25 protein-coding genes and 1 riboswitch are annotated in these 25,700 nt (G+C 66.6%); of the genes, 8 read left to right on the top strand and 17 right to left on the bottom strand.

Annotated elements, in window-relative coordinates:
• Positions 1-63: 63 nt before the first annotated feature.
• From ACYSM9_RS00205 to ACYSM9_RS00180, 6 genes are all read right to left on the bottom strand, one after another.
• Positions 64-1,176, bottom strand: a complete 1,113-nt coding sequence (locus ACYSM9_RS00205) for a BMP family lipoprotein (protein ID WP_461854968.1) — start codon at positions 1,174-1,176, stop codon at positions 64-66.
• A gap of 254 nt (positions 1,177-1,430) precedes the next feature.
• Positions 1,431-2,447 (bottom strand): NADP-dependent oxidoreductase, encoded by a 1,017-nt coding sequence (locus tag ACYSM9_RS00200; protein ID WP_461854967.1) that lies wholly within the window; start codon positions 2,445-2,447, stop codon positions 1,431-1,433.
• Positions 2,444-2,875, bottom strand: a complete 432-nt coding sequence (locus ACYSM9_RS00195) for an organic hydroperoxide resistance protein (protein WP_461854966.1) — start codon at positions 2,873-2,875, stop codon at positions 2,444-2,446. The genes ACYSM9_RS00200 and ACYSM9_RS00195 overlap by 4 nt, the downstream gene beginning before the upstream one ends.
• Before the next feature lie 40 nt (positions 2,876-2,915).
• Positions 2,916-3,350 (bottom strand): MarR family winged helix-turn-helix transcriptional regulator, encoded by a 435-nt coding sequence (locus ACYSM9_RS00190; RefSeq protein ID WP_461854965.1) that lies wholly within the window; start codon positions 3,348-3,350, stop codon positions 2,916-2,918.
• Between the two features lie 157 nt (positions 3,351-3,507).
• The gene (locus ACYSM9_RS00185) at positions 3,508-4,707 is read right to left on the bottom strand and encodes an amidohydrolase (protein ID WP_461854964.1); all 1,200 of its coding nucleotides are present in this window, start codon (positions 4,705-4,707) and stop codon (positions 3,508-3,510) included.
• 98 nt (positions 4,708-4,805) lie between these two features.
• Positions 4,806-5,939, bottom strand: coding sequence for a mannose-1-phosphate guanylyltransferase (locus ACYSM9_RS00180; RefSeq protein ID WP_461854963.1), 1,134 nt, complete (start codon positions 5,937-5,939; stop codon positions 4,806-4,808).
• 267 nt (positions 5,940-6,206) lie between these two features.
• Between ACYSM9_RS00180 and sdhC the strand changes: the two genes are divergently transcribed.
• From sdhC to ACYSM9_RS00155, 5 genes are all read left to right on the top strand, one after another.
• Positions 6,207-6,587 carry a succinate dehydrogenase, cytochrome b556 subunit gene (gene sdhC, locus ACYSM9_RS00175; RefSeq protein ID WP_221384022.1) on the top strand — a complete coding sequence of 127 codons (381 nt, stop codon included), beginning with the start codon at positions 6,207-6,209 and terminating at the stop codon, positions 6,585-6,587.
• A 3-nt stretch (positions 6,588-6,590) separates the two neighbouring features.
• On the top strand, positions 6,591-7,052 hold the full coding sequence (locus ACYSM9_RS00170) for a succinate dehydrogenase hydrophobic membrane anchor subunit (RefSeq protein WP_461854962.1): 462 nt from the start codon (positions 6,591-6,593) through the stop codon (positions 7,050-7,052).
• A gap of 108 nt (positions 7,053-7,160) precedes the next feature.
• On the top strand, positions 7,161-8,960 hold the full coding sequence (sdhA, locus tag ACYSM9_RS00165) for a succinate dehydrogenase flavoprotein subunit (protein ID WP_461854961.1): 1,800 nt from the start codon (positions 7,161-7,163) through the stop codon (positions 8,958-8,960).
• A gap of 1 nt (position 8,961) precedes the next feature.
• Positions 8,962-9,744 carry a succinate dehydrogenase iron-sulfur subunit gene (locus ACYSM9_RS00160; RefSeq protein ID WP_461854960.1) on the top strand — a complete coding sequence of 261 codons (783 nt, stop codon included), beginning with the start codon at positions 8,962-8,964 and terminating at the stop codon, positions 9,742-9,744.
• A gap of 160 nt (positions 9,745-9,904) precedes the next feature.
• A complete protein-coding gene (locus tag ACYSM9_RS00155; protein WP_461854959.1) occupies positions 9,905-10,678 on the top strand; it encodes an alpha/beta hydrolase family protein in 774 nt (257 codons plus the stop codon).
• A 27-nt stretch (positions 10,679-10,705) separates the two neighbouring features.
• Here the strand turns inward: ACYSM9_RS00155 and ACYSM9_RS00150 are convergent, their stop codons facing one another.
• Positions 10,706-12,007 carry an ABC transporter substrate-binding protein gene (locus ACYSM9_RS00150; protein ID WP_461854958.1) on the bottom strand — a complete coding sequence of 434 codons (1,302 nt, stop codon included), beginning with the start codon at positions 12,005-12,007 and terminating at the stop codon, positions 10,706-10,708.
• 205 nt (positions 12,008-12,212) lie between these two features.
• On the opposite strand from ACYSM9_RS00150, the gene ACYSM9_RS00145 reads away from it, so the two are divergent.
• The gene (locus ACYSM9_RS00145) at positions 12,213-14,498 is read left to right on the top strand and encodes a hypothetical protein (RefSeq protein ID WP_461854957.1); all 2,286 of its coding nucleotides are present in this window, start codon (positions 12,213-12,215) and stop codon (positions 14,496-14,498) included.
• Positions 14,499-14,523: 25 nt separating this feature from the next.
• Here ACYSM9_RS00145 and ACYSM9_RS00140 read toward each other — a convergent pair whose 3' ends face one another.
• From ACYSM9_RS00140 to glyA, 10 genes are all read right to left on the bottom strand, one after another.
• Positions 14,524-15,495 carry a YihY/virulence factor BrkB family protein gene (locus ACYSM9_RS00140; RefSeq protein WP_461855193.1) on the bottom strand — a complete coding sequence of 324 codons (972 nt, stop codon included), beginning with the start codon at positions 15,493-15,495 and terminating at the stop codon, positions 14,524-14,526.
• A 58-nt stretch (positions 15,496-15,553) separates the two neighbouring features.
• Complete coding sequence (locus ACYSM9_RS00135; RefSeq protein WP_461854956.1) at positions 15,554-16,255, bottom strand: 2'-5' RNA ligase family protein; 702 nt, start codon at positions 16,253-16,255, stop codon at positions 15,554-15,556.
• A gap of 4 nt (positions 16,256-16,259) precedes the next feature.
• On the bottom strand, positions 16,260-17,303 hold the full coding sequence (gene trpS, locus ACYSM9_RS00130; protein WP_461854955.1) for a tryptophan--tRNA ligase: 1,044 nt from the start codon (positions 17,301-17,303) through the stop codon (positions 16,260-16,262).
• A 20-nt stretch (positions 17,304-17,323) separates the two neighbouring features.
• The gene (locus ACYSM9_RS00125) at positions 17,324-18,157 is read right to left on the bottom strand and encodes an exodeoxyribonuclease III (RefSeq protein ID WP_461854954.1); all 834 of its coding nucleotides are present in this window, start codon (positions 18,155-18,157) and stop codon (positions 17,324-17,326) included.
• 10 nt (positions 18,158-18,167) lie between these two features.
• Positions 18,168-18,731, bottom strand: coding sequence for a hypothetical protein (locus ACYSM9_RS00120; protein WP_461854953.1), 564 nt, complete (start codon positions 18,729-18,731; stop codon positions 18,168-18,170).
• An 85-nt stretch (positions 18,732-18,816) separates the two neighbouring features.
• Positions 18,817-19,659, bottom strand: a complete 843-nt coding sequence (locus ACYSM9_RS00115; RefSeq protein ID WP_461854952.1) for an ABC transporter permease — start codon at positions 19,657-19,659, stop codon at positions 18,817-18,819.
• Positions 19,656-20,492, bottom strand: coding sequence for an ABC transporter permease (locus tag ACYSM9_RS00110; RefSeq protein ID WP_461854951.1), 837 nt, complete (start codon positions 20,490-20,492; stop codon positions 19,656-19,658). The genes ACYSM9_RS00115 and ACYSM9_RS00110 overlap by 4 nt, the downstream gene beginning before the upstream one ends.
• Positions 20,485-21,462: an ABC transporter ATP-binding protein gene (locus ACYSM9_RS00105; protein ID WP_461854950.1), complete on the bottom strand. Its 978-nt coding sequence runs from the start codon at positions 21,460-21,462 to the stop codon at positions 20,485-20,487. Before ACYSM9_RS00105 ends, ACYSM9_RS00110 begins: the two co-directional genes overlap by 8 nt.
• 131 nt (positions 21,463-21,593) lie before the next feature.
• Entirely contained in the window at positions 21,594-22,496 is a 903-nt protein-coding gene (locus ACYSM9_RS00100) for a bifunctional methylenetetrahydrofolate dehydrogenase/methenyltetrahydrofolate cyclohydrolase (protein ID WP_461854949.1), read from the bottom strand.
• A gap of 3 nt (positions 22,497-22,499) precedes the next feature.
• Positions 22,500-23,798 (bottom strand): serine hydroxymethyltransferase, encoded by a 1,299-nt coding sequence (gene glyA / locus ACYSM9_RS00095; protein WP_461854948.1) that lies wholly within the window; start codon positions 23,796-23,798, stop codon positions 22,500-22,502.
• A 146-nt stretch (positions 23,799-23,944) separates the two neighbouring features.
• A riboswitch (ZMP/ZTP riboswitch) is annotated at positions 23,945-24,030 on the bottom strand.
• Between the two features lie 43 nt (positions 24,031-24,073).
• On the opposite strand from glyA, the gene purU reads away from it, so the two are divergent.
• Positions 24,074-24,934 (top strand): formyltetrahydrofolate deformylase, encoded by an 861-nt coding sequence (gene purU, locus ACYSM9_RS00090; RefSeq protein ID WP_461854947.1) that lies wholly within the window; start codon positions 24,074-24,076, stop codon positions 24,932-24,934.
• A gap of 57 nt (positions 24,935-24,991) precedes the next feature.
• Positions 24,992-25,696: a class I SAM-dependent methyltransferase gene (locus tag ACYSM9_RS00085; protein ID WP_461854946.1), complete on the top strand. Its 705-nt coding sequence runs from the start codon at positions 24,992-24,994 to the stop codon at positions 25,694-25,696.
• Positions 25,697-25,700: the final 4 nt, after the last annotated feature.

The following is a 25,700-nucleotide window of genomic DNA, read 5'->3' as shown; positions in this document are numbered from 1 at the left end:
CAGAACGCGCCGCCCTTCGGCCGGGGTAACGGCAGAAGGGCAGCGCGCCGCGCAGTTCTGTGCTTATTTCGTGGGGCTGGACTTCGACTCGACCTTCACACTGCCTGAGATGATGTCTTTCTTGAGCTGGTCCAGGTCGTTCTTCAGATCTGCCGGCACGGCGGAATCGAGATCGTGGAACGGAGCCAGGTCCACGCCGCCGTTTGCAAGAGTTCCGATGTACGGCGAGGCGTCGAACTTGCCGTCCTTGTCGTCCTTGATCACCGATTCCACAGCGTTGGCCATGGTCTTCTGGACCGAGGACAGGATCACGGATTTGTAATCCGGGGCAGTCAGGTAGCCATCCGAGTCAACCCAGATGAGCTTGGCGTCCTTGCCCTTGGACTTGGCGTCGAGGATCGCGCTGCCTGCGCCGCCGCCAACGGGTCCGGCCACGGGAAGCACGATGTCCGCGCCCTGGTCAAGGAAGCCCTGGGTCAGGACCTTGCCCTTGTCCACCTGCTTGAAGTCGCCAACGAAGGTGCCGTCCTGCTTATCCTTGTCCCAGCCGATGAGCTGGACGCTCTTGCCCTTCTTCCCGTTGTAGTACTTCACGCCGTCGGCAAAGCCGTCCATGAAGATGGTGACAGTGGGGATGTTGATGCCGCCGAAGGTTGCCACCTTGCCGGTCTTGGACGTGCCGGCGGCCAGGTAGCCTGCCAGGAACGCAGCCTGGGCCGTGTCATAGACAATCGGCTTGACGTTCTTGGGGAACGTGGGGTCGTTGTAGTCGATGATGGCGAAGTGGCTGTTCGGGTTGGCTGTGGCGATGGTCTTGGTGGCGTCGCCGAGCAGGAAGCCGACGGTCACGGTGAGCTTGCAGCCCTGCTGGACCATGGATCGGAGGTTGGGGTCGTAGTCGGTGTCAGCCTTGGACTGGACATGCTTCTCCTGGATGCCGAGGTCCTTGACAGCAGCCTGCAGGCCCTCGTACCCGGACTGGTTGAACGACTTGTCATCAAAGCCCCCGGAGTCAGAGACCATGCATGCGGTGTAATCAGACTTGGGCGCAGCGCTTGAACCACCAGATGAGGACGGCGGGGCTCCGCAGCCGGCCAGCAGGAATGCCGCGGCACCTGCAGTGGCCACGCCGGCCATTGAACCGCGCTTGAAGCTGGCACGCAGTGATTTCTTCAATTTCCCTCCAGGGATGATGCGAGTGGCGCTACGGGCTGGAATTCAATGAGTGTCCGTTTCGGCGCTGAAATTCTGTTTTCACTGAAGGCACGCAGCACTGCGCCGGAGCGCTCTGACGGCACTAACTTTAGTGGCCTGCGCCACGTCCCCATAGCACGTCAGCAGTCCATCCGGGAGATTGTTTACAAGTTGTTACCAAGCAGTAGGGGCACCGCAAAACGCGGTGCCCCTACTGCTGTGGATGGGCGGGTTGGCTACAGCCGGACCAGCATTTTGCCGGTGTTCGCCCCATCCAGGAGGTCGATGAACGCCTGCGGGGCGTTCTCCAGGCCGTCCACGATCGTCTCGTCGTAACGCACGGTGCCGTCGGCCAGCCAGCCGGCCATCTTCCCGGCGAATTCAGCGGCGTGCTGGCGCTGTCCGCCCACCAGGAAGCCGCGCAGGGTCAGCTGCTTGCCGATCGCCTGCATCAGGTTGTGCGGCGCCGGGGTGGGTTCGGTGGAGTTGTACTGGGCGATGGCGCCGCACATCGCCACCCGGCCGCCCACGTTGAGGACGGACAGCGCGGCCTCCAGGTGGTCGCCGCCCACGTTGTCGAAGTAGACGTCGATGCCGCCGCTGCCCGCGGCCTTCTCCAGCTGCTCCACCACCGGACCGTCGTGGTAGTCAAAGGCGGCGTCGAAGCCGAGTTCAAGGAGGCGTGCCACCTTGGCCGGCGACCCGGCGGAACCGATGACGCGCGATGCGCCCATCGCCTTCGCGATCTGGCCCACCAGGGATCCCACGGCGCCGGCCGCGCCGGAGACGAACACCGCGTCGCCGGGCTTGAATTCGGCGACCTTCAGCAGGCCGGCGTATGCCGTAAGTCCAGTCATGCCCAAGGCGCCAAGGAAGGCAGAGGCAGGCGCCAGGTCAGTCCGCGCCGGGGTCGTGGCAGCGCCGCTGACCACCGAGTACTCCCGCCAGCCCAGCGGATGCACGACGACGTCCCCTTCCTTGTGCGCGGCGGAACGGGACGCTATCACCTCACCCACAGCGCCGCCGTCGAGCGCTTCCCCCACGGCGAAAGGCGCAGAGTAGGACTTCACGTCCTTCATCCGGCCACGCATGTAGGGGTCCACGGACATGAAGAGGTTCCGGACCAGGACCTGCCCGTCCTCGAGCGCAGGCAGCTGCGATTCGGCAAGCTGGAAGTTGTCGCCGGAAGGGCGGCCCACCGGGCGGGAGGCCAGCCGGATTTCGCGGGTTGTGTCGGGCAGAACGGTGCTCATGCTGCATACTCCAGGATCTTGATGTCGACGTTGATGTTGCCGCGGGTGGCGTTCGAATAGGGGCAGACTTCGTGCGCCTTGGCCACGAGGTCCTCGGCGGCGGCGAGGCTGAGCGCCGGAAGGGCGATTTCCAGCTCGGCGGCCAGTCCAAAGCCTGCGCCGCCGTCCAGCTGGCCGAGATGGACCTTGGCTGCGACGGCAGAGTCGGAAAGGTCCGCGCCGGCCTTCCGGCCCACCAGCCGGAGGGCGGAGTGGAAGCAGGCGGCATAGCCGGCGGCGAAGAGCTGTTCCGGGTTGGTGCCCTGGCCGTTTCCGCCCAGCTCAACGGGGCTGGCCAGGTCAACGGCAAGCCTGCCGTCGCTGCTGCGGGCAGTGCCGTCACGGCCTTCGCCGGAGGCCAGCGCCTCGGCGGTGTAGAGGGTCTTCACAGAAAGTTCCGTCCTGTTGTTGTTTGGTGGTTGCCGCGCATCACAAGGATTCGTGCAGGGCGGCAGTCAGTTTGCCCAGTGTGGTGCGCAGCTGTTCAAGTTCGTCCTGGGACAGCCCGGCGGCATCTGCGAGCCGCTGCGGGATGGCGCGGGCCGGACCGCTGAGGTCCCGTCCCGCCGGGGTCAGGTGGATGGCCACGCGGCGTTCATCTTCGGCGGGCCGACGGCGTTCCACGAGCCCCAGCGCCTCCAGCCGCTTGAGCAGGGGTGACAGGGTGCCCGAATCGAGCCCGAGTTCCTCACCGAGCTCCTTGACGCCCCGCGGCTCGTTCTCCCAGAGCACCAGCATCACGAGGTATTGCGGGTAGGTCAGGCCCAGCTCGTCCAGCACCGGCCGGTAGACGGCGGTGGCGGCCCGGGAGGCCGAGTAGAGCGCAAAACACACTTGCCGGTCAAGGCGGGGGGCTTCAGTCACAAGAAATATAGTAGTGGGCAATTAGGTTGTGCACAACTTAACTCTGCTGAGCGCGCCAGCGTATCCGGCATAGGGTTCAGTGCGCAGGGACTGTCCCTGCGCGGTGAGCCCAGGCTTCACTGCGCAGCCGTGCACGACGGCGGAGCGCACCCGGGTGCTAGAGGTCGCGGATGGTGCGCAGGGCGGCAGCGGTCAGGACCCGGATACCCAGGCCCAGCGCGCGTTCATCGACGATATAGTCGCCGCGGTGGAGGTCGTAGTCCTCCCCGCCCGGCGTCTTGGTGCCGAGGCGCATCATGGCGCCGGGAAGTTCGGCGAGGAACCAGGCGAAGTCCTCACCGCCCATGGACTGCGGGGTCAGCACCACTGCGCTTTCGCCGATTTCAGCGCGGGCGGCGGCTTCGATAATGGCAGTCTCGTGCTCGGAGTTGACCACCGGCGGCACGCCCCTGGTGTGCTCCAGGTGGACGTCCACGCCGTAGGGAGCGGCCACCTGGTGCACCACCTCGTCCAGGAGTTCCCCGGCCGCGTGCCAGGCGTCACGGTCCAGGCAGCGCATGGTTCCGGCCATGTAGCCGGTGCCGGGAATGGCGTTGGGCGCCGACCCTGCGGTGATCTGCCCCCACACCACGGACACGCCGCTGCGGACGTCCACGCGGCGGGACAGCACGGCAGGGACGTTGACCGCGATCTGGGCCAGCGCGAACACCAGGTCCTCGGTCAGGTGCGGCCGGGACGTGTGGCCGCCGCGGCCGGACAGCTCGATCCGGATGGTGTCCGAGGCGGAGGTGATGGCACCGATGCGCGTCCCGATCTTCCCTACTTCGATGCGGGGATCGCAGTGCAGCGCCATGATCCTGGGGACGCCGTCGAGGACGCCCTGCTCGATGCAGGCGTGGGCTCCCCCGGGCATGGTCTCCTCGGCCGGCTGGAAGATGATCCGGATCCGGCCGCCGAGCGGGGCTTCCTCGTGCATGCGGTGAAGCACCAGGGCAATGCCCAGCATGGTGGTGGTATGGACATCGTGGCCGCAGGCGTGCGTGACGCCATGGTTGCGCGACGCGAAGGCCAGCCCCGTTTCCTCGATGATGGGCAGGGCGTCGATGTCACCGCGGATGGCGGTGGCGATGGGCCCCTCCCCCACGTCCACCGTGAGTCCCGTGCCTTCCAGGCGGCGGGGGCGCAGGCCGGCGGCCTCGAGCCGTTCGGCGAGCTTGTCGGTGGTGCGGTACTCCTTGAAGGACAGTTCCGGATGTGCGTGCAGGTCCCGGCGGAATTCGATCAGTTCCGGCAGGAGCGGCTCGAGCCAGGGGGCCACCAAGGCGGTGGGCTCGGCTTCAGTAGTGTAGTTGCGCACTGCTTCACTCTAGCGAGCGTGGCCGCATAAGGAGCCATTCGCGAACGTCTCGTTACATCCGCTTTACTGCCGGCACTGTGCGCGCCGGCAGCAAAGCATCAGAGGACGTCCGTATCCCCGCTGGCTTTGAGGGCGTCCACGGCGGCCTTGACGCGCTGTGAGTTGGCCATGGTGGTCACCAGCAGGGCGTCCGGCGTGTCGACAATAACCACGTCCTCGATCCCGATCAGGGCGATGACGCGCTTGGTGTCGGTGACCACCACGCCGCTGGAGTTTTCGGTGAACACGCGGGCGCCCTCACCGAGGACAGTGACGGCGTCCACTTCCTTGGCGCTGTTCAGCCGGCCAACGGACGCGAAGTCACCGACGTCGTCCCAGCGGAAGGAGCCGGGCACGACGGCGACGTCCCCGGCTTCCGCGGCAGGCTCGGCCACTGCGTAGTCGATGGCGATCTTGGGCAGGGTGGGCCAGACCCGTGCCGTGACCTCGTCACGCTCGGGAGTGTCCCAGGCCTGCGCGATTTCCTGCAGGCCCTGGAACAGTTGGGGCTGGTTGGCTTCGAGGTGCTTGAGCATCAGCGCAACGGGGGCTACGAACATGCCGGCGTTCCACACGTAGTCGCCGCTGTCCACGTACTGCTGGGCGACAACTTCGTCGGGCTTTTCGACGAACTCCACCACGTCATGGGCGCTGGGCGCGCCGTCGATGTGCAGCGCCTTTCCGGACCGGATGTACCCGAAGCCCGTGGACGGGTGGGTGGGCTTGATGCCGATGGTCACGATCTTGCCCGCGGCGGCGGTATGGATCGCCTCGCGGACCGCCTGCTGGAAGAGTTCGTCCGGGCTGATCACCTGGTCGGCGGCGAAGGAACCCATGATTGTGTCCGGGTCCCGCTCATGCAGGATGGCGGCCGCAAGCCCGATGGCTGCGGCCGAATCCTTGGGCTCGGACTCGAGGACCAGGTCCGCGTCATGGATCTCGGGAAGCTGCCGGCAGACGGCCTCACGGTGGGCCTGGCCCGTAACCACCAGCATGCGGCTGCCTGCCAGCGGGTGCAGCCGGTCGTACGTGGCGCGCAGCAAGGTGCTGCCCGAGCCGGTGAGGTCGTGAAGGAACTTGGGAGCTGCTGCACGTGACAGGGGCCAGAGGCGGGTCCCCACTCCGCCTGCCGGAATCACCGCAACGAAGCGGTCAAGGGGCGATACCGGGCTTGTCACTTTGTCTGTACTCATCACCGCTACTTTAGCCGACGGGGCGCAACCGCCCTTTTTGGGCGGCCCCTGCCAAGACACACTTGGGCCCCCGCCCGCCACACAGTGTGGCGTTTGTCTCATAAATTCGAAAAAACCGCGCCGTTGTTGGGCGGCAGGGAACCCTCAAATTGAATAAGCTGTTAGCTGAGCCTAGATTTAGGCCTGAGCTACGAGTGCTCTCGCAGCAGGCGTTCCCCCCGCGTGGATCTCATGCCAGCGCCGCTGTGTTGCAGGGAGGTTTATTCAGTGCCGACGAAACCAGCTGGCACCTTGTACCGCGGCCGTGAAGGCATGTGGTCCTGGGTAGGACACCGCATTACCGGTGTAGTGATCTTTTTCTTCTTGTTGGTCCATGTTCTGGACACCTCCTTGGTGCGCGTGTCACCCGAGGCCTACACCGCCGTGATTGGCGCCTACAAGAATCCCCTGATGGCGCTGGGCGAGACCGGCCTCGTTGCAGCCATCGTGTTCCACGCCTTCAACGGCCTGCGGATCATCGCGGTCGATTTCTGGAAGAAGGGCGCAAAGTACCAGCGGCAGATGCTGTGGGCGGTTTTGGCCCTCTGGATCGTGACCATGGTCGCATTCTCCATCCGCCACCTGTCCCTCGCCCTCGGAGGTCACTAAGCCATGACTGCAACGATCGAGAGCCCCCGCAGCGGGCGGATCGCCCCCCAGTACCGCCGCAGCGGCGGATCCAAGGGCAACTTCGAGATGATCGCCTGGCTGTTCATGCGGCTCTCCGGCGTGGTGCTCGTCGTCCTGATCTTCGGCCACCTCTTCGTGAACCTCATGGTCGGCGAAGGCATCCACGCCATCGACTTCGGCTTCGTGGCCGGCAAGTGGGCCGACCCGTTCTGGCAGTTCTGGGACCTGGCCATGCTGTGGCTGGCGATGCTGCACGGCACCAACGGCGTGCGCACCATCATCAACGACTACGCCGAGAAGGACTCCACCCGCCGCTGGCTGAAGACCGTTCTCTACGCCGCCGCGGTGGTCATCATCCTGCTGGGCACCCTGGTCATCTTCACCTTCAACCCCTGCCCCGTGGTGGATGGTGTTGCCCTTCCAGGCGGATTCTGCCCTGCCTAGCACTGGCACAACCCCGGGCCCGCGGGCATTCCCGCGGGCCCTGTTTTGCGGAGCAGGCAACGCCGCCCCGTTGTTTTATTGCGAATTTTGAGAGAAAGAGCGTCTGGTATGCAGGTCCATAAGTACGACGTCGTCATCGTCGGTGCCGGTGGCGCTGGCATGCGCGCCGCGATCGAATCCGGTCAGCGCGCGCGCACAGCAGTACTGACCAAGCTCTACCCCACCCGCTCGCACACCGGTGCGGCGCAGGGTGGCATGTGTGCAGCCCTGGCCAATGTCGAGGAAGACAACTGGGAATGGCACACGTTCGACACCGTCAAGGGCGGCGACTACCTGGTGGACCAGGACGCCGCCGAGGTCATGGCCAAAGAGGCCATCGACGCCGTGCTGGACCTGGAAAAGATGGGCCTGCCGTTCAACCGCACGCCCGAGGGCCGCATCGACCAGCGCCGCTTCGGCGGCCACACCCGTGACCACGGCAAGGCACCGGTCCGCCGTGCGTGCTACGCCGCGGACCGCACGGGCCACATGATCCTGCAGACCCTGTACCAAAACTGCGTCAAGCACAACGTTGAGTTCTACAACGAGTACTACGTCCTGGACCTGCTGACGGTGGAAGAGGATGCCGTCCGCGAGGACGGCACGCCCTTCAAGCAGAAGCGCGTTGCCGGCGTCGTCTCCTACGACCTCGCCTCCGGCGAACTGCACGTCTTCCAGGCCAAGTCCGTGGTGTTCGCCTCCGGCGGCGCCGGCAAGGTCTTCAAGACCACGTCCAACGCGCACACCCTCACCGGTGACGGCATGGGCATCGCCTTCCGCCGCGGCATTCCGCTGGAGGACATGGAGTTCTTCCAGTTCCACCCGACCGGCCTCGCCGGCCTGGGCATCCTGCTCTCCGAAGCCGCCCGCGGTGAAGGCGCCATCCTGCGCAACTCCGAGGGTGAGCGGTTCATGGAGCGCTACGCCCCCACCATCAAGGACCTGGCACCGCGTGACATCGTGGCCCGGTCCATGGCCAACGAAGTCCGTGAAGGCCGCGGCTGCGGCCCGAACAAGGACTACGTCCTGCTGGACCTGACCCACCTGGAACCGGCGCACATCGACGCAAAGCTTCCGGACATCACCGAGTTCGCCCGCACCTACCTCGGCGTGGAGCCGTACACCGAGCCCGTCCCGGTGTTCCCCACCGCCCACTACGCCATGGGTGGCATTCCCACGAACATCGAAACCGAGGTGCTCCAGGACAACGACACCGTGGTCCCCGGACTCTTCGCCGCCGGTGAAGTGGCCTGCGTTTCCGTCCACGGCTCCAACCGCCTGGGCACCAACTCCCTGCTGGACATCAACGTGTTCGGCAAGCGCGCCGGCATCGCCGCCGCAGAATATGCCAAGACTGCCCAGTTCGTGGAACTGCCGGAGAACCCGCTGGCCTACACCACCGAACTGTTGGACATTGCCCGCAACGGCACCGGCGACGAGAAGGTGGCCCAGATCCGCAAGGAACTGCAGGACACCATGGACGCCAACATGCAGGTGTTCCGGACGGCGGACACCCTGAACCAGGTGCTGCGCGACATCGAGTCCTTCGAGGAGCGGTACAAGCGCATCAACGTCCAGGACAAGGGCAAGCGCTTCAATCTGGACCTGCTGGAGGCCGTTGAGCTCGGCTTCCTGCTGGAGCTGGCAAAGGTGATGACCGTGGCAGCCCTGCACCGCGAGGAATCCCGCGGCGGACACTTCCGCGAGGACTTCCCCGACCGTGACGACGAGAAATTCATGAAGCACTCCATGGCGTACAAGGACGACCACGCGCCGGCTGACGGATCGGCGGAATCAATCGCCGGCATCCGGCTGGCCACCAAGCCGGTTGTCTTTACCCGCTACGAGCCGATGGTGAGGAAGTACTAAGATGTCCGCTGAAATCGCTGAGCCAGCCTCCAAGGTTGAACTGCCTGCCGGCGTCGGCGGGGGCGGGGAAATCCCCACCTTCGATGTGCACCTGCGGGTCCGCCGCTACAACCCGGAAGTATCCGGGGAGGCCACCTGGGACGACTTCCACCTCACCATGTATGGCACGGACCGTGTCCTGGACGCCCTGCACAAGGTCAAGTGGGAGATGGATGGAAGCCTGTCCTTCCGCCGTTCCTGCGCCCACGGCGTGTGCGGTTCCGACGCCATGCGCATCAACGGCCGCAACCGCCTGGCCTGCAAGACCCTGCTGAAGGACCTGGACACCTCCAAGCCCATCACGGTCGAGCCCATCAAGGGCCTGCCGGTGGAGAAGGACCTCATCGTGGACATGGAACCGTTCTTCCAGTCCTACCGCGAGGTCATGCCGTTCCTGATCAACAAGGGCCACGAGCCCACCAAGGAACGCCTGCAGTCCGCCGAGGACCGTGAGCGCTTTGACGACACCACCAAGTGCATCCTTTGCGCCGCGTGCACGTCCTCCTGCCCGGTGTTCTGGACCGACGGGCAGTACTTCGGCCCGGCCGCGATCGTCAACGCGCACCGGTTCATCTTCGATTCCCGTGATGATGCCGGCGACATGCGGCTGGAGATCCTCAACGACAAGGAAGGCGTGTGGCGCTGCCGCACCACCTTCAACTGCTCCGAAGCATGCCCGCGCGGCATCCAGGTGACCCAGGCGATCGCCGAGGTCAAGCAGGCCATCCTGTCCCGCAAGATCTGACCAAGGATTAAGCAGACGACGGCGCCGTCCCCACCTTTAGGGGATCGGCGCCGTCGTCGTATCCGCACCAAATCCTCCAATGCTCTATCAGTTTTGGCCCGCAAGAAGGCGTTTTAGGGACCACAAGTGTTAGGCAAGCCGAATGTAGAAAGGGGACGCCGTGTCCCGCTCGGAAAAAGTCAGCTTCGAAGGCTCCACCGGTGAGATGCTCTCCGGCATCATTGATGTTCCCGAAGGGCCCGTCAAGGGCTGGGGCGTCTTCTCGCACGGCTTCACCCTGGGCAAGGACAGCCCGTCCGCCTCGAGGATGTGCAAGGCACTGGCGGACAGCGGCGTGGGCATGCTCCGCTTCGACAACCTCGGCCTGGGCGGCTCCGCCGGCGAATGGTCTGCAGGATCGTTCAGCCACAAGGTGGCCGACACCGTGAAGGCGGCTGAGTTCATGCTCAGCCAGGGCAAGGAAATCTCGCTGCTGGTGGGGCACTCCTTCGGCGGCGCAGCGGTGCTCGCCGCCGCCCGCGAGATCCCAGAGCTCGACGCCGTCGCCACCGTCGGCGCCCCCTTCTCACCGAAGCACGTGGCCCACGTCTTCGACGCCGCCCTGGACAGGATCCTGAGCGAAGGCAGCGCCGAAGTGGACTTGGGCGGCAAGCGGGTGGAGATCCGCCGCCACTTCGTCGAGGACCTGGAGAACGCAGACCTGACGGACTGCATCCGGCAGCTCCACAAACCGCTGATGGTGCTCCACTCCCCCACCGACAACACGGTGGGAATCGAAAATGCCAGCACCATCTTCCAGACCGCCCGGCACCCGAGGAACTTCGTCTCGCTCGAGGGCAGCGACCACCTGCTGACGGGGAAGGGCCAGGCTGCCCGTGCCGCCCGGATTATCGCGGCATGGGCGGACCAGTACCTCGACGCCGGGGCCTCCTGACAGCGGCCGGGCGCCCGGGGTGCCCGGCTACTTCCCGATGGCGGCCTTGCTTTCGCTGATCCACTGCTCCGCCGCCTTTTGGGGCGTTAGCCGTTTGAACAGCACCTCGGTGTTGATGCGCGAGGTAATTTCCGACACCGCCGTCGATCCCGTGGGCCCGATGAATGTGGGCGCAAAGTCCATCGTGCCGATCTGGTTGATGTATTGCGCTTCCACCTTTCCCTGCGGAGTCAGCAGGTCCTGGATGGCGGTGCGCATGCCGGGGTTGCTGGGGATGCCACGGTCACTCTGGATGATCTTGGCGGCCGCGGCATTGTTCACCAGGAAGTCAACCAGCTTCGCCGCAGCATCCGGGTGCTTGCTGCGCGCAGCGATGGTGTAGAACTGCGAAGACTGCAGCCAGATACCCGGAGTGGGCTTTTCGCCGGGGAGCTTCAACAGCCTCAGGTCAGCGCCGGATGCTTTGCTGAGGGCGGTCAGTGAATTGCTCCACGTCAGCATCATGCCCGCTTTCCCCATGCCCATGAGGGTCTGCTCTGTGCTGACATTGAGCTTCTCCACGGTCTCGGACGCGCTGGGCGCGGCGCCGGAGTCACTGAGCTTCAGGGAAAAGTCGAAGTAGTCCTGCACTGTCTGCTGTCCCAGGCCAAGCTGGCCATCCTGGGTATACAGCGATTCGCCCCGCTGGCGGGCGAAAGCATCCAGCGAGTCATGCGTGAGGACAGTGGCGGTTCCGTAGGTGCCCTGCGGGCTCTTGGCCGTGATGTCGGCGGCGGTCCTGGCGAAGTCGTCCCAGGTCCATGAGCTGTCGTCCGGCAGCGGAACGCCGGCGGCGGCGAAAACGGCCGGGTTGGCGACAATTGCCAGGGCGTTGGCACCGGTGGAGACGCCGTACTGCTTCCCCTTGACCTGCCCGTTCTCCAGCGCCCCCTCGTCCATCTTTGACAGGTCCAGGGAACCGGAGACCTTCGAGAGGTCCAGCAGGGCCCCGCGGTTGGCATACTCGGCAGGGTACGCGCCACCCATGGTGATGACGTCGGGAGCGTCGTTCGCGGCCACCTGGGTGGCCAGCTTGTCGAAGTATCCGCCGATGTCACCGTATTCCGGCTTGACCTTGATCGTGGGATTGGCAGCCTCGAACTCGGCAATCGCCTTGTTCGTAAGCTCGGCGCGGCCGGCGTTGCCCCACCACGCGAACCGGATCTCCACGGGCCCGTCAGCTGCCGTGTTCGACGAGGGTCCGGAACACCCCGCGGTCACAGCCAGGACGGCCGCCGCGGACAGGATGGCGAGTGACTTACGAATACTTCGGTTACCGTAGCGCGTCATTGGGCAGGCTTCTCTCCAGTCAGAAAGCGGTTTCGTGAAACGTATCAAGTGAATTCCCGGTCGGTCAATAGCCCGGCTTTAGCGGGTGAACGCCGCGGGCGCCGTGGACAGCCGCGTTAGCTCCGAAACTGTTGACACTTAGGCTCCCAGTCATCAGGATGGACCCGAGAAACCGGTTTCCATTCTGAGCAGGAAGGTGTGCGCCGTGCACAGCCAGAGCAGCACCCTCCGTCCCGGGCGGGATGGCGGGGACATCCGCGACGCGCGGGCACCCATTGACAGGGAATCCCTGGTGCGCCGGCACAACGTGCACCAGGAGCGATTGGATCCCCGCAGCCCCGTCTCCGTGGGAAATGGGGAATTCGCCGCCACCGTGGACCTCACCGGCCTGCAATCCTTCCCGGAGGCGTATCCGGTGGGCGCCAGGGATGGGCTCCCGCCCGGAACGCTCCTTGGCACCCAGGCCCAATGGGGATGGCACTCCGTCCCTGCCCCGGAGCTCTATGGACTCGCAGGGTCCACGGTGTTCTACGACTCGCCGCACGGACCGCTGCCGTACGTGGACATGGTGGGCGACATCGTCAACGACCGGGAAACGGGCAACTCGGCGGCAGAAACATGGCTCCGCGCGAACCCCCACCGCCTGGACCTGGGACGCATCGGCTTTCGCCTGGAAGCCCCGGGCAGGGACCGCGCCATCACCCCGGACGACATTTCCGCGGCCGCGCAGACCCTCGATATGTGGACCGGGACCGTGACCAGCACCTTCATGCTCGCCGGCCACCCTGTCAAAGTGACGACGGCGTGCCACCCGTACCGGGACGAGCTCGGCCTCCGCGTGGAGTCGCCGGCGCTCAATGACGGCCTGGTGATCGGCATCGGCTTTCCTTACGGGTCGGAGGCGTGGCACGACGCAGCGGTGTGGGACGCTCCCACGGCACACTCCACCCGCCTGGGCGCTCCCCAGCCCTCGCGGAACCACCCCGGCGCCACCAGTTGGACCATCAGCCGCGAACTGGACAACTCGCGTTACCAGGTGGTGGTCACCGGGGGCGGCCTGGCCGTGGAACAGACAGACACGCACCACCTGCAGATACGCCGGGATCCAGACGCCGGCACTGACATCCTGGACCTGTCCATCGGGTTCATACCGGCCGGGGATGGCGACTGCATCGCCCGGGGCGGTACCGGATTTGCCGCGATGGCAGGAAGCCCGGCCGATCTGGCGGGGGAAAGCACCCTGCCGCGTCCCGCCGTCGTCCCTGGTTCCAAGGACGGACCGCTGCCGGGCAGCAGCGTGGCAGCGGCGTCAACGGCGCACTGGCCGGGTTTCTGGTCCTCCGGTGGCGCCATCGAACTTGCCGGCACCGCCGATCCCCGGGCCCTGGAGCTGGAGCGCCGGGTTGTCCTCTCGCAGTACCTCACCGCCATCAATTGCTCCGGCTCACTGCCGCCGCAGGAAACCGGCCTGGTGTGCAATTCCTGGCGCGGCCGGTTCCACCTGGAAATGCACTGGTGGCACGCCGCGCATTTCGCGCTGTGGAACCGGCCTGGGCTGCTGCTGCCCTCACTGCGCTGGTATTCCACCATCCTGGAGGCATCGCGGCAGACAGCAGAGGCTCAGGGGTTCGACGGCGTCCGCTGGCCCAAGCAGGTAGGCCCGGACGGCCGGGAAAGCCCCAGCCCCATCGGCACCTTCCTGATCTGGCAGCAGCCGCATCCCATCCACCTGGCCGAACTGGTGTACCGGGCCGGCGGCGGCAGCACAGTCCTCGAAGAGTTCGCGGAGACCGTCTTCGAGTCCGCGGCGTTCATGGCCAGCTTCGCGCACCGGACGCCGCGCGGATTTGAGCTGGGGCCGCCCCTGGTTCCCGCCCAGGAAAGCTACGGCTCGATGCGCGCCGCCGTCGCCAATCCCACGTTCGAACTGGCGTATTGGCAGTGGGGCCTCCGCACTGCCGCAGCATGGCGGGACCGGCTGGGCCTGGAACCGGTGGCAGCATGGGCGGAGGTGGCCGACGGGCTGGTAAGTCCGCGCGTGGTCGACGGCACCTACGCTGCCATCGACACCGAACCCTTCACCATCCGCACCGACCACCCTTCCATGCTTGCGGCACTGGGAGTCCTTCCCCGGACGGACCTGATCGACCCCGCCCTCATGCGCGCAACCCTCGACGACGTCCTTGCAGGGTGGGACTGGGACAGCACGTGGGGCTGGGACTACCCCGTCATGGCCATGACCGCCGCCCGCCTGGGCGACCCCGAACGTGCAGTCAGTGCGCTCCTGCTGGATGCGCCGAAGAACACGGCCCTGCCCAACGGCCACAACCGGCAAACGGACTCCCTGCCGGTGTACCTGCCCGGCAACGGAGGGCTGCTGGCCGCCGTTGCCCTGATGGCCGCGGGGTGGGACAACGGACCGGACCGCCATGCCCCCGGCTTTCCGCCCGGGTGGACTGTGGCGTGGGAAGGCCTGGTGCCGGCACCGTAGTCGGGCGCCGGCCTCAGGTCTGGCCTCAGGTCTGGGGCGTCGCCCGGCGGGCACCGAGGATCGTCGTGCGCGGCGGCCGGCCGGACGCCAGGTCCGCTTCGCGGACGGCAGCCCACCCGGCGGACACCAGGTACACCTGGCTGACAAGGTTGAACCAGATCAGCAGGCCGATGATGATGGCGAACGGGGCAAGGATGGGGTTGCGGCTGGCGCCGGCGAGCAGTTCGGTGCTGAACACCTGCAGGACGGTGGTGCCCACGGCGGCCAGGATAGTGCCCTCCAGCAGCGCCCGCCGGGACAGCTTAAGTCCCGCCGCCAGCCGGTACATGATGAGCGCCGTCACCCAGTTCAGGACCAGCGGGACGATGATTTTGACGGAGGTGGTCAGGGGCCCGGCCACGGCGTCGGTGAGGTGCATGAAATCCGCGACCCACCCGGCCGCCGTGCCGAACACCAGGGACGCGCCGGCGCTGATCACCAGCGCCACCCCCAGCAGCAGCAGCGTCCCGGCGTCGCGCACCTTCATCAGGACCGGATTGACCATCAGCGGCGGCAGCTGCATGACGCCGCGCAGGCCGTCCCGCAGGCCGCTGATCCAGCCGAGGGAGGTGATCACCGTGACGACGGCGCTGACGACGGCCGTCCAGCCCAATCCGTTCGGATCCAGCATGTCCTTGGGGTCCACCAGCCCCGGTCCGCCGTTGACCTTCAGCAGCCCGGGGGCACTGGTGGCCACGCTGCCGACGATGGTGTCCAGCAGCGCCGGCTGGCCGCGCAGCACCAGCCCTGCCACCGAGAAGCCGGTAGCGAGCAGGCCGGTGATGGAGAAGAACATGTTGAAGCCGATGCCCGCGCTCAGCAGCGGGCCGTGCTGCAGGCTGTAATGCCTGAAGGCGCGCATGGGGCGCAGGACGTTCACGCGGGCGGTGACCCACTGAAGCAAGGCCATGAGGGCCGCGACTTTGCCGCCGTCCCTGCGGGCCCGGTTCCAGTCCATCTGCTTCTGGATGACCGCAAGCTTCAGCCGGGCGTGGTCGGTGGGCAGCGGCTGCTGGTCAGCCGGCGTCGGTTGTCCTGTCCGCGGCGGCACCGGTGAAGCGGGCGCGGGCGTCGTTGTCAGTTTCGGTCCCAAAGTCCAGCTCTTCCCGTAGCTGCCAGATGCCCTCGGCATCATGCTCGTAAAGTCCCATGCTAACCACGGGGAAGGTGGCCTTGTAGGTCTTCAGCACCGTTTCGGCTTCGTCCAGGCTTTCCGGGGCGACGTCGTGGGCGATCGTGACGTGCGGGTGGTAGGCGAAGGGCAGGTCCCGGTGGAGCGGGCCCTGCTGGAGCTTGCGATGCAGTTCCACGCATTCCTCGAAGCCTTCCTCCACATTAATGAAGACGACCGGCGAGACGGGCCGGAAGGTGCCGGTCCCGGCGATGGTGACCATGAACGGGCTCTGGCACCTGGCCACCTCGCGGACATGGCGGAGGGTGGCGTCCCAGTCCCGGGTGGGTGTGGTGGTCACCAGGGTGATGTGCGCGGGCACCACATCGGCCAGCGGATCCCCGAAGGATGCGCGCCACCGCTGCAGTTCCTCCGCTATCCGCGGCGGGAAACCGAGGATGACGCCGACGCTGATCTCGTCACTGCGGGCAGGCTGGGCCGCCGCCGCGCTCTGACCCGGCTGCTCCGGGTACGGGTTGGTGAGTGTCTGCTCCGCCTGGCTGGCCGGGCAGGTGCCTCCCCTGGCGGTGACGTTCCTCGCAGCCATGACCCTAGCGGACTCCCGCGAGGCTCAGCGACGGCAGGAAGCCCATGCGGTCATACACCTGGCCCAGGGTGACCGAGGCAATCTCGCGGGCCCGCTCGGCCCCGAGCGCCAGCAGCCGGTCCAGTTCGGCGGGATCGGACATCAGTTCGTTGGTCCGGTTCCGGAGCGGGGTGATGAACTCCACCAGCACCTCGGCGAGGTCCACCTTGAGGTGCCCGTACATCTTCCCCTGGTATTCGGCTTCCAGCTCGGCCACAGACTTCCCGGTCAGGGACGAGTAGATGGTCAGCAGGTTCGAAACCCCGGGCTTTTCCTCGGCGTCGAAGCGGATGTCCGTGCCGGCGTCGGTCACGGCGGACTTGATGCGCTTGGCCGCGATCTTGGGGTCCTCCAGCAGCTGGATGGCGCCGTTGGGCGACTCCCCCGTCTTGGACATCTTGGCACTGGGATTCTGGAGGTCGTAGATTTTGGCGCTTTCCTTGAGGATGGTCGCCTCGGGAACCGTGAACGTGTGGCCGAACCGGGTGTTGAACCGCTGGGCCAGGTTCCGGGTGAGTTCCAGGTGCTGGCGCTGGTCCTCGCCCACGGGCACCAGGTCGGTCTGGTACAGCAGGATGTCCGCCGCCATCAGGGTGGGGTAGGCGAACAGGCCCAGGGTGGCGGCATCAGCGCCGGACTTCTGGGTCTTGTCCTTGAACTGGGTCATGCGGGAGGCCTCGCCGAACCCCGTGATGCAGTTCAACGCCCAGGCCAGCTGCGCGTGCTCGGGCACATGGGACTGGACGAAGAAGATGCTCTTGTCCGGATCAATGCCGGCGGCGATGTACTGGGCCGCAACGATGCGGGTGCGCTTGGCAAGCTCCGCGGGGTCGAAGTCCACGGTGATGGCGTGCAGGTCCGGAATGAAGAACACGGCGTCGTACTCGGCCTGCATGTCCACCCAGTTGCGGACGGCGCCAATGTAGTTTCCAAGGTGCAGGGAGTCGGCGGTGGGCTTGGCACCGGAGAGGATGCGCTTCTTGGTGGCCGGGGAGTTCTGGCTGGTCATGGGGAGGAAACCTTCGGGGCTTAGAGCTGGTAGTCCACTACTAGCGGAGCGTGGTCGGAGAAGCGGGTGTCCCACGTGGCGGCGCGGTCCACGACCGCCGAGATGGCGGACGCGGCCAGTCCGGGGGTGGCCAGGTGGTAGTCGATGCGCCAGCCGGTGTCGTTGTCGAACGCCTTGCCGCGCCAGGACCACCAGGTGTAGGGCCCGTCAACATCGCCGGAGAGGTTGCGGTGGACGTCATGCCAGCCGATCTCCTCGCCGAAGAACCGGTCAAAGTAGGCCCGCTCTTCCGGCAGGTGGCCGGCCTTTTTGACGTTGCCCTTCGAATTGCGGATGTCCCGGGGCGTGTGGGCGACATTGAGGTCGCCTACCACCAGGGCGTGGTCGCTGTGCTTGGTCAGCTCGGGCAGCCGGGTGCTCATGACGTCAAGGAAGCGGAACTTGTCGTCCTGCTTCGGGGTGCCGACTTCGCCGGAGTGGACGTAAGCGCTGGCAACGGTGAGCTGGACCGGGTTTCCGGCGGCGTCGGGCACGCGGAAGTCGGCTTCGACCCAGCGGCCGGCGGTGGCGAAGTAGTCATCGCCGATGCCGTTCCTGGTGTCCAGCGGTTCCTGCCGGGAGGCGATGGCGACGCCGGCGCGGCCCTTGGCTTCGGCCTCGGCGTGCAGAATGTGCCAGCCCTCCCCCAGCAGCTGCCGGACGATGGCGTCGGGCGCGCGGACCTCCTGCAGGCAGAGAATGTCGACTTCCCGCGGCTCCAGCCACGCCGCCATGCCGTTCTTGTAGGCAGCCCGGAGGCCGTTCACGTTGACGGATGCGATGCGAAGGTGGTCCTTGTTCAATGCCGAGCTCACCCGCTCCACTCTAGTCGATGATGGTTCCGGAGACCGGCTCCCCGCTGCCGCCGGAGGACTTGATCATGTCCCGGGCGTTGGTGGCTGTAATCTCGATCGTCTCAAGGGCCCGGTTGATGGTGTCCTGGTTGGCGCCGGCGCCCTTGGCGCGCTCCTCTTCAACGACACGGACCTGTACCTGGACGATCTTGAAGGAGTGGTCCAGTTTCAGGTCCCGCACCTCGTCGGCTTCGCTGCGCTCGTAGAGGACCCGCGTTCCGCCCTGGTCGGCGGAGGCGTGTGACGGCGCGCGGCCGGCTGCGGTGTTGAAGGCGTTGTGGGCTTCGGAAAGTTTGGCTCCGGCCTTCCTGGCTGCCTTCTGGATGCTGAACACCACGAACGCGGCCAGCGCGAGCCAGAAGCCGGCGATGACGGCGACAACCCAGCCCACGACGTCGTTCTGGTTGGCCGCGAAGATGACGGCCACGATGAACGCGGTCACCAGGACCATCAGGCCCGGCCCGCTGATCCGGAACATCGAGAAACCGGCCCTGGCGGGTTTGGAGGATGACGAGGAGCTGCCCAAAGTTCGCATGCAGCCATTGTCTCAAACGGGTGGCGGTGCTTCGGCCGCCTTCCACCTCCGGCGAACACCCAACTGCTACCTGGTTGGGTGGGGTCTACCTGAGGAACAGGCTCCGCAGCCTGAGGGTGGTCAGCATCATCCCGACGGCGGTCATCACCAGGTAGTAGCTGATGTGCAGTGCTGTGGCCGCGCTGAAGGCGCCAACGCTGATCTGGCGCAGCAGTTCCACGCCGTGCCACAGCGGCATGGCCTGGATGAACCACTGGATGGGTTCGGGGTAGACGCTGAGGGGGTAGAACGTGGCGCTGAACAGGAACATCGGCAGCAGGATGAAGTTGATCCAGTCCATCTGCTGGAACGTCTTCAGGAAGCTGGTGATGCCCATTCCGAGGCTGGCGAACCCGAACGCGACCAGCACGGACGCCGGGATCATCAGCAGCGCCCACGGTGTGGTGACCAGCCCCATGGCACCCATGACGGCGGTGAACCCGGTGGCGTACAGCATCCCGCGCAGGAGGGCCAGGAAGATCTCCCCCAAGGCGACGTCCAGCGGCCCGAGCGAGGTGTACAGCATGCCCTGGTACAGCTTGGCGAAGTTCATCTTGAAGAAGACGTTCCAAGTGGAGTCGTAGACTGCGCCGTTCATGGCAGAGACGGCCAGCAGGGCGGGGGCAATGTAGGCCGCGTAGCTGATGGGTGTTCCGTCCGGCCCCGTCACGGACCCCACGATGGCGCCCAGGCCCACGCCCATGGAGACGAGGAACAGGACCGGTTCGAAGAACCCGGACACCATGACCAGCCAGTTGGTGCTCCGCGTCGCCATCAAACCCCGCGAAATCACGGCCCTGGCATTGCGGGAGTACAGCGGCCCGAAGGTCCGGTTCCGGGCCTGGTCAGTTGCGGTGCGCGCCCCGGCCTCCCGCGCGCCGGCGGTCACTGGCCCATCCTTCGGGCAAAGCGTCGCCGGGTCATGATCCAGCCCGCCACCGCCAGGCCCACCAGCACCACGGCATGAAGGACCGTCAGCAGCGGCGGCTCGGCATAACCGAAGCTGAACACCCTGCCGAGCTCGGTTCCGTGCCAGATGGGCGACATCCAGCCGATCCACCGGACAGCCAGTGGAAGGTTGTCCAGGGGGAAGAAGGTGCCGGAGAAGAGGAACAGCGGCATCACGATGAAGCGCATCACCAGCGCGAACTGGCCCTTGTCCTCGGTGATCGAGGCCGAGTACGCCATCAGCGGCAGCCCGAAGGCCAGCCCGGCCAGGGTGGCCACCAGGATCCCGGCCCAGCCCCAGCCGGACGGCGAGGCGCCGAACATCGCCACGGCAACGACATAGGCAGCCGACTGAAGCAGCAGCCGCAAGGTCACGGCCATGATGTGTCCAGCCGCGATCTGGCCCGGGGTGATCGGGGAGGCGTGCGGTCCGAAATACGTCTTGCGCCATTTGAACCCGGCCATGACGGGAAAAGTGAACTCGTTCGCGGCCGTCATGACCGCCGCGGACACCAGCAGCGCCGGGGCGATGAAGGCAAGGTAGGACACACCGCCGAACGTCGTATGCCCGGTGTCCACCAGGGTGGCCAGGCCCACCCCCATGGCGAACAGGTACGCCACCGGCTGGCCCACGCTGTACATCAGGATGGACCAGGTGTAACCCTTCATCACCCGGAGCACATGTTCGGCATAGTAGAAGGCACCCCAGCGCCGCGCCCTTGCCGCCGAGGCTTCCGGCGGGTGCGCCGCCGGCAGGGGCCGCAATTCAGTCAACGAGGCTCCGCCCGGTGAGCCGGAGGAAAACGTCCTCCAGCGAGGACCTGCGGACCAAGGACGTCAACGGCCGCAGGCCGCGGGACACAGCCTGCTCAAGGGCCGACTCGCCGTCGTCCGTGTAAAGCAGCACCCGGTCCGGGAGCACCTCGATGCGCTCGCCGATGCCTTCGAGCCGCCCCGCGATGGACGCGTTGCGTTCCGACCCGAACCGCAGTTCCACCACCTCCCGGGTGGAATGTCCGCGGATCAGCTGCGCGGGCGAGCCTTCTGCCATGATCCGGCCCTTATCCACCACGATCAGCCGGTCGCAGAGCTGCTCGGCCTCGTCCATGTAGTGGGTGGTGAGGATCAGCGTGACGCCCTGCTCCTTGAGCCGGAAGAGGCGGTCCCACAGGATGTGCCGGGCCTGCGGATCCAGGCCGGTGGTGGGCTCATCCAGGAGCAGGATCCGGGGCTCATTGATCAGCGACCGGGCGATGGTCAGCCGCCGTTTCATGCCACCGGAGAGCGCGTCAACCTTGGACCGGGCCTTGTCGGTCAGCTGGGCGAACTCCAGCAGCTCGTCGGCCTTGGGCTTCAGGTAGCTCATGGGCAGCCCGAAGTAGCGCCCGTAGACCAGGAGGTTGTCCCGGACCCGCAGTTCCTCGTCCAGGTTGTCCTGCTGCGGCACCACGCCCAGGTGCGCGCGGACCTCCGGCCCGTGCGTGTCCGGGTCCAGGCCCATGATGCGGAGCCTGCCGGACGTGCGCCGGGTGACGCCGCCGATCATCTTCATGGTGGTGGACTTGCCCGCACCGTTGGGCCCGAGCAGGCCGAAGGACTCCCCCGCCGTTACCGTGAAGGAAATGCCGTCTACGGCCGCCACGTCCCCGTACGTCTTGGTGAGGTTCTCCGCGGTGATCACGGCGGGGCGCGACGGCGGGCTGCCGGACCGGGTGCCGGACGGCAGGATGGCTTCGTTGTGCACCCTCCGCACACTAGTGGAGCCGCCGGGCAGGTGGAAGTGGGCTCGCAGTTTCCGGGGGTTTAACGGCCGACGGCGGCACGGCGCCTTTCGTGCGAAAGGTGCCGTGCCGCCGTCGTGCGTTCCTGGCGCCCCTAGCCTGCGACGCCCGCCTGGCGCTCCGCGGCTTCGACCACGTTGGTCATCAGCAACGCCACGGTCATCGGGCCCACGCCGCCAGGGTTCGGCGAAATCCAGCCGGCCACCTCGGCGGCGGCGGGGTCGATGTCGCCGTAGACGCGGCTCTTGCCGGTCTCCGGATCGGTTTCCCGGGTCACTCCGACGTCCAGCAGGGCAGCGCCCGGCTTGACGTCCGCAGCCTTGACGATGTGCTTGACGCCGGCCGCGCCGACGATCACATCGGCCTGTCGGAGCAGCTCCGACAGGTTCTTCGTGCCGGTGTGGGTCAGGGTCACGGTGGCGTTGACGTCCCGCCGGGTCAGCAGCAGGCCGATCGAACGGCCGATCGTGACCCCGCGGCCCACCACCACGACGTGCTTGCCGGACAGGCTGTACCCGTTGCGTTCCAGCAGCTCGATGACACCACGGGGGGTGCACGGCAGGGGCGTGGTGATCTTGTTGTTGACGTTCAGCACCAGCCGGCCAAGGTTGGTCGGGTGCAGGCCGTCGGCGTCCTTCGCGGGGTCGATGCGCTCCAGGATGGCGTCCGTGCCCAGGTGCTTGGGCAACGGCAGCTGCACGATGTACCCGTGGCAGGCGGGGTCCGCATTAAGTTCGTCAATGAGGGCCTCGACCTGCTCCTGGGTGGCATCGGCCGGGAGCTCGCGCTGGATGGAGTTCATCCCGATCTGCACAGACTGCTTGTGCTTCATGGACACGTACAGCTGCGAGGCAGGGTCAGCGCCCACGAGAACAGTGGCGATGCCGGGAGTGACGCCCTTGGCCTTGAGTGCGGCCACGCGTTCGGTCAGCTCGGCCTTGATGGCAGCGGCGGTGGCCCGGCCGTCAAGGATCTGTGCGGTGGTGGTTTCAGCCATGGGTTACCACTGCTCGTGCTGGGGGTAGAGCGGGAAGTCCGCGGCCAGCTTGTCGACGCGGGCCTGCAGGGCTTCGACGTCGGCGCCGGTGCCGGCCTTGAGGGCGGTGGCGATGATCTCGGCGACCTCGGTGAACTCGGCCGCACCGAAGCCGCGCGTGGCCAGCGCCGGCGTGCCGATGCGCAGGCCGGAGGTGACCATCGGGGGGCGGGGATCGAACGGGACCGCGTTCCGGTTGACGGTGATGCCCACGGAGTGCAGGAGGTCCTCGGCCTGCTGGCCGTCCAGCTGGGAGTTGCGCAGGTCAACGAGGACCAGGTGGACGTCGGTGCCGCCGGTGAGGACGGAGACGCCGGCCTCGGCGACGTCGGCCTGGTTGAGGCGGTCCGCGATGATCCGGGCGCCTTCCAGGACGCGCTCCTGGCGCTCCTTGAATTCCTGCGTGCCGGCGACCTTGAAGGCCACGGCCTTGGCTGCGATGACGTGCATGAGCGGGCCGCCCTGCTGGCCCGGGAAGACACTGGAGTTCAGCTTCTTGGCCCACTGCTCCTTGGCGAGGATGACACCCGAGCGGGGGCCGGCCAGGGTCTTGTGCACGGTGGAGGTGACGACGTCGGAGTGCGGCACCGGGCTCGGGTGCAGTCCGGCGGCAACCAGGCCGGCGAAGTGGGCCATGTCGGTCCAGAGCAGCGCGCCCACTTCATCGGCGATGGAGCGGAAGGCGGCGAAGTCGAGGTGGCGCGGGTACGCGGACCAGCCGGCGATGATGACCTGGGGCTTCTCGGCGATGGCCTGCTCACGGAGCTTGTCCATGTCGATGCGGAAGTTGTCCTCTTCCACCTGGTAGGCAGCCACGTTGTACAGCTTGCCGGAGAAGTTCAGCTTCATGCCGTGGGTCAGGTGGCCGCCGTGGGCCAGGGACAGGCCGAGGATCTTGTCGCCGGGGGTGATCATCGCGGACAGGGCGGCGGCGTTGGCCTGCGCGCCGGAGTGCGGCTGGACGTTGGCGTACTCGGCGCCGAACAGTGCCTTGACCCGGTCGATGGCCAGCTGCTCTGCGACGTCGACGTATTCGCAGCCGCCGTAGTAGCGGCGGCCCGGGTAGCCCTCGGCGTACTTGTTGGTAAGGACGGAGCCCTGGGCTTCCATCACGGCGCGGGGCGCGAAATTCTCGGAGGCGATCATTTCCAGGGTGCCGCGCTGGCGGCCAAGCTCCTGCTCGAGGACTTTGGCGATTTCTGGGTCGAGCTCAGCCAGCGGCTGGTTGCTGACGTCGGTGGTTGAGGTGGCTGTAGTAGTCACGAAGAACTCCTGGCTAGGGACGGGCACTGCTTAGGTCAGGCTACCGGCTGGCGATCTTCCGCACTGTGTCGGTGACACGGCGTGGAAACGCACGGGAGGGTGCTGCGTTCTGTCGCAGGTGCAGCCCCACAATCCGGCAAAACATGACCCTCGGCCCAGGCGTACGATCCGTGGTCTTCGTGATTGCCGCTCCCTGGTGGTTAGCCACCCAACGCCAGTTGCGACCATCCCAGCCTACCAAAACCACCGCCCGCCGCGCGGGTAGGCTATTACGCGTGAATGAAGAGCAGCTGAACCAAGCGTACGTCGTAACCCTGTCCTGCCCGGACCGCCCCGGAATCGTCCACGCGGTGGCCGGTGCGCTGCTGGTGGCGGGATGCAACATTACGGACTCGCAGCAGTACGGCAGCCCGGCCACCGGGAACTTCTTCATGCGCGTCGAGGTCACCACGTCCGCCCCCAAGTCCGAACTCCGGGCAGCCCTGGAGCCCGTCGCTGAGGCGTTCTCCATGCAGTGGAGCCTCAACACTGTCGGGGACAAGGTGCGCACCCTGGTGATGGCCAGCACCTCCGCCCACTGCCTCAACGACCTGCTCTTCCAGCAGCGCTCGGGGACCCTTCCCATTGAGATCCCCGCGATCGTGTCCAACCACCAGGACCTGGCCGGACTCGCAGAGTTCTACGGCATCCCGTTCCACTACATCCCCGTCACCAAGGACACCAAGGTCCAGGCGGAGGACAAGCTGCGCGCCCTCATCGCCGAGCACGACATCGAACTGACCGTCCTGGCCCGGTACATGCAGATCCTCTCCGACGAGCTTTGCACCGAACTGACCGGCAAGGCGATCAACATCCACCACTCGTTCCTGCCGTCTTTCAAGGGTGCCAAGCCCTACCACCAGGCACACGCCCGCGGCGTGAAGCTCATCGGCGCCACGGCGCACTATGTAACAGCCGCCCTGGATGAAGGGCCGATCATTGAGCAGGAGGTCATCCGGGTGGACCACGCCCGCACCCCGGAACAGTTCGTACAGATGGGCCGCGACGTCGAGGGCCGCACGCTGGTCCAGGCTGTGCAGTGGCACGCCGAGCACCGGGTGCTGCTGGACGGCAACAGGACAGTGGTCTTCAACTAGCAGCCAACGGGACCTCCTGCCCTTGGGTGTGGCCGGGGCCGGCCCTACGCTGGTGCCATGCAGGGCAATCCGGACGCCGGCGACCATGAGGCAGACCTCGCGGTGTTCTACGACCGGCACGCCGCGGCGCCGAACATCAGGTCGCACACGCCCCGCCGGGTCGAATGCCTCGAATGGTTCATCCGGCTGCTGAAGGACGAACACCGGCACTCGGTGTTCGAACTGGGCTGCGGCACCGGCGACGAGGGCCTCGAGTTCGTCCGCGCCGGGCTGCACTACTGCGGCGTGGACCTGTCCGGCGAAAGCGTCCGCGTGGCGCGGGCCAAAGGGCTGGATACCAGCGTGGCCAGCGGCCGGCACCTGCCGTTTCCGGCCGGTTCGTTCTCCGCGGCATGGACCATGAGCACGCTCCTGCACGTGCCCAACAGCGGAATCCACGGCGTGGTCAGCGAACTGGTGCGCGTCTGCGCACCGGGGGCACCCGTCGCCGTCGGCCTGTGGTCCGGCGGGGACGAGGAGGTACTGAACCCGGAGGACCTTGAGGAGCCGCGGCGGTTCTTCAGCCGGCGCAGCGACGCCACAGTCCGGTCGATTTTCGGTTCCCACGGCGAGGTGGAGCAGTTCCGTACCTGGCCCGAAGGCGTTGGGGACGAGTCCGGCCCCGGGCGGGGCGCCTGGACGCAGCACTACCAGTTCCTGGTCCTGCGAACGCCGGCAGTCGCAAAGGGGCCCTGGAGCCGCCGGCGGCCGGGGGTAGCTTAGGGTG

The sequence above is a fragment of the Arthrobacter sp. C152 genome (assembly GCF_054890965.1).
Note: the sequence above shows the minus strand (reverse complement) of the source record. Positions and strands in the feature narration are given on the sequence as shown.

Excerpts from the sequence above, each read along its gene's own strand:
- ACYSM9_RS00200 (WP_461854967.1), bottom strand. The coding sequence starts at position 2,447 with ATGAGCACCGTTCTGCCCGACACAACCCGCGAAATCCGGCTGGCCTCC.
- ACYSM9_RS00180 (WP_461854963.1), bottom strand. The coding sequence starts at position 5,939 with ATGAGTACAGACAAAGTGACAAGCCCGGTATCGCCCCTTGACCGCTTC.
- ACYSM9_RS00170 (WP_461854962.1), top strand. The coding sequence starts at position 6,591 with ATGACTGCAACGATCGAGAGCCCCCGCAGCGGGCGGATCGCCCCCCAG.
- sdhA (WP_461854961.1), top strand. The coding sequence starts at position 7,161 with ATGCAGGTCCATAAGTACGACGTCGTCATCGTCGGTGCCGGTGGCGCT.
- ACYSM9_RS00160 (WP_461854960.1), top strand. The coding sequence starts at position 8,962 with ATGTCCGCTGAAATCGCTGAGCCAGCCTCCAAGGTTGAACTGCCTGCC.
- ACYSM9_RS00150 (WP_461854958.1), bottom strand. The coding sequence starts at position 12,007 with ATGACGCGCTACGGTAACCGAAGTATTCGTAAGTCACTCGCCATCCTG.
- ACYSM9_RS00140 (WP_461855193.1), bottom strand. The coding sequence starts at position 15,495 with ATGGACTGGAACCGGGCCCGCAGGGACGGCGGCAAAGTCGCGGCCCTC.
- ACYSM9_RS00135 (WP_461854956.1), bottom strand. The coding sequence starts at position 16,255 with ATGGCTGCGAGGAACGTCACCGCCAGGGGAGGCACCTGCCCGGCCAGC.
- trpS (WP_461854955.1), bottom strand. The coding sequence starts at position 17,303 with ATGACCAGCCAGAACTCCCCGGCCACCAAGAAGCGCATCCTCTCCGGT.
- ACYSM9_RS00120 (WP_461854953.1), bottom strand. The coding sequence starts at position 18,731 with ATGCGAACTTTGGGCAGCTCCTCGTCATCCTCCAAACCCGCCAGGGCC.
- ACYSM9_RS00100 (WP_461854949.1), bottom strand. The coding sequence starts at position 22,496 with ATGGCTGAAACCACCACCGCACAGATCCTTGACGGCCGGGCCACCGCC.
- ACYSM9_RS00085 (WP_461854946.1), top strand. The coding sequence starts at position 24,992 with ATGCAGGGCAATCCGGACGCCGGCGACCATGAGGCAGACCTCGCGGTG.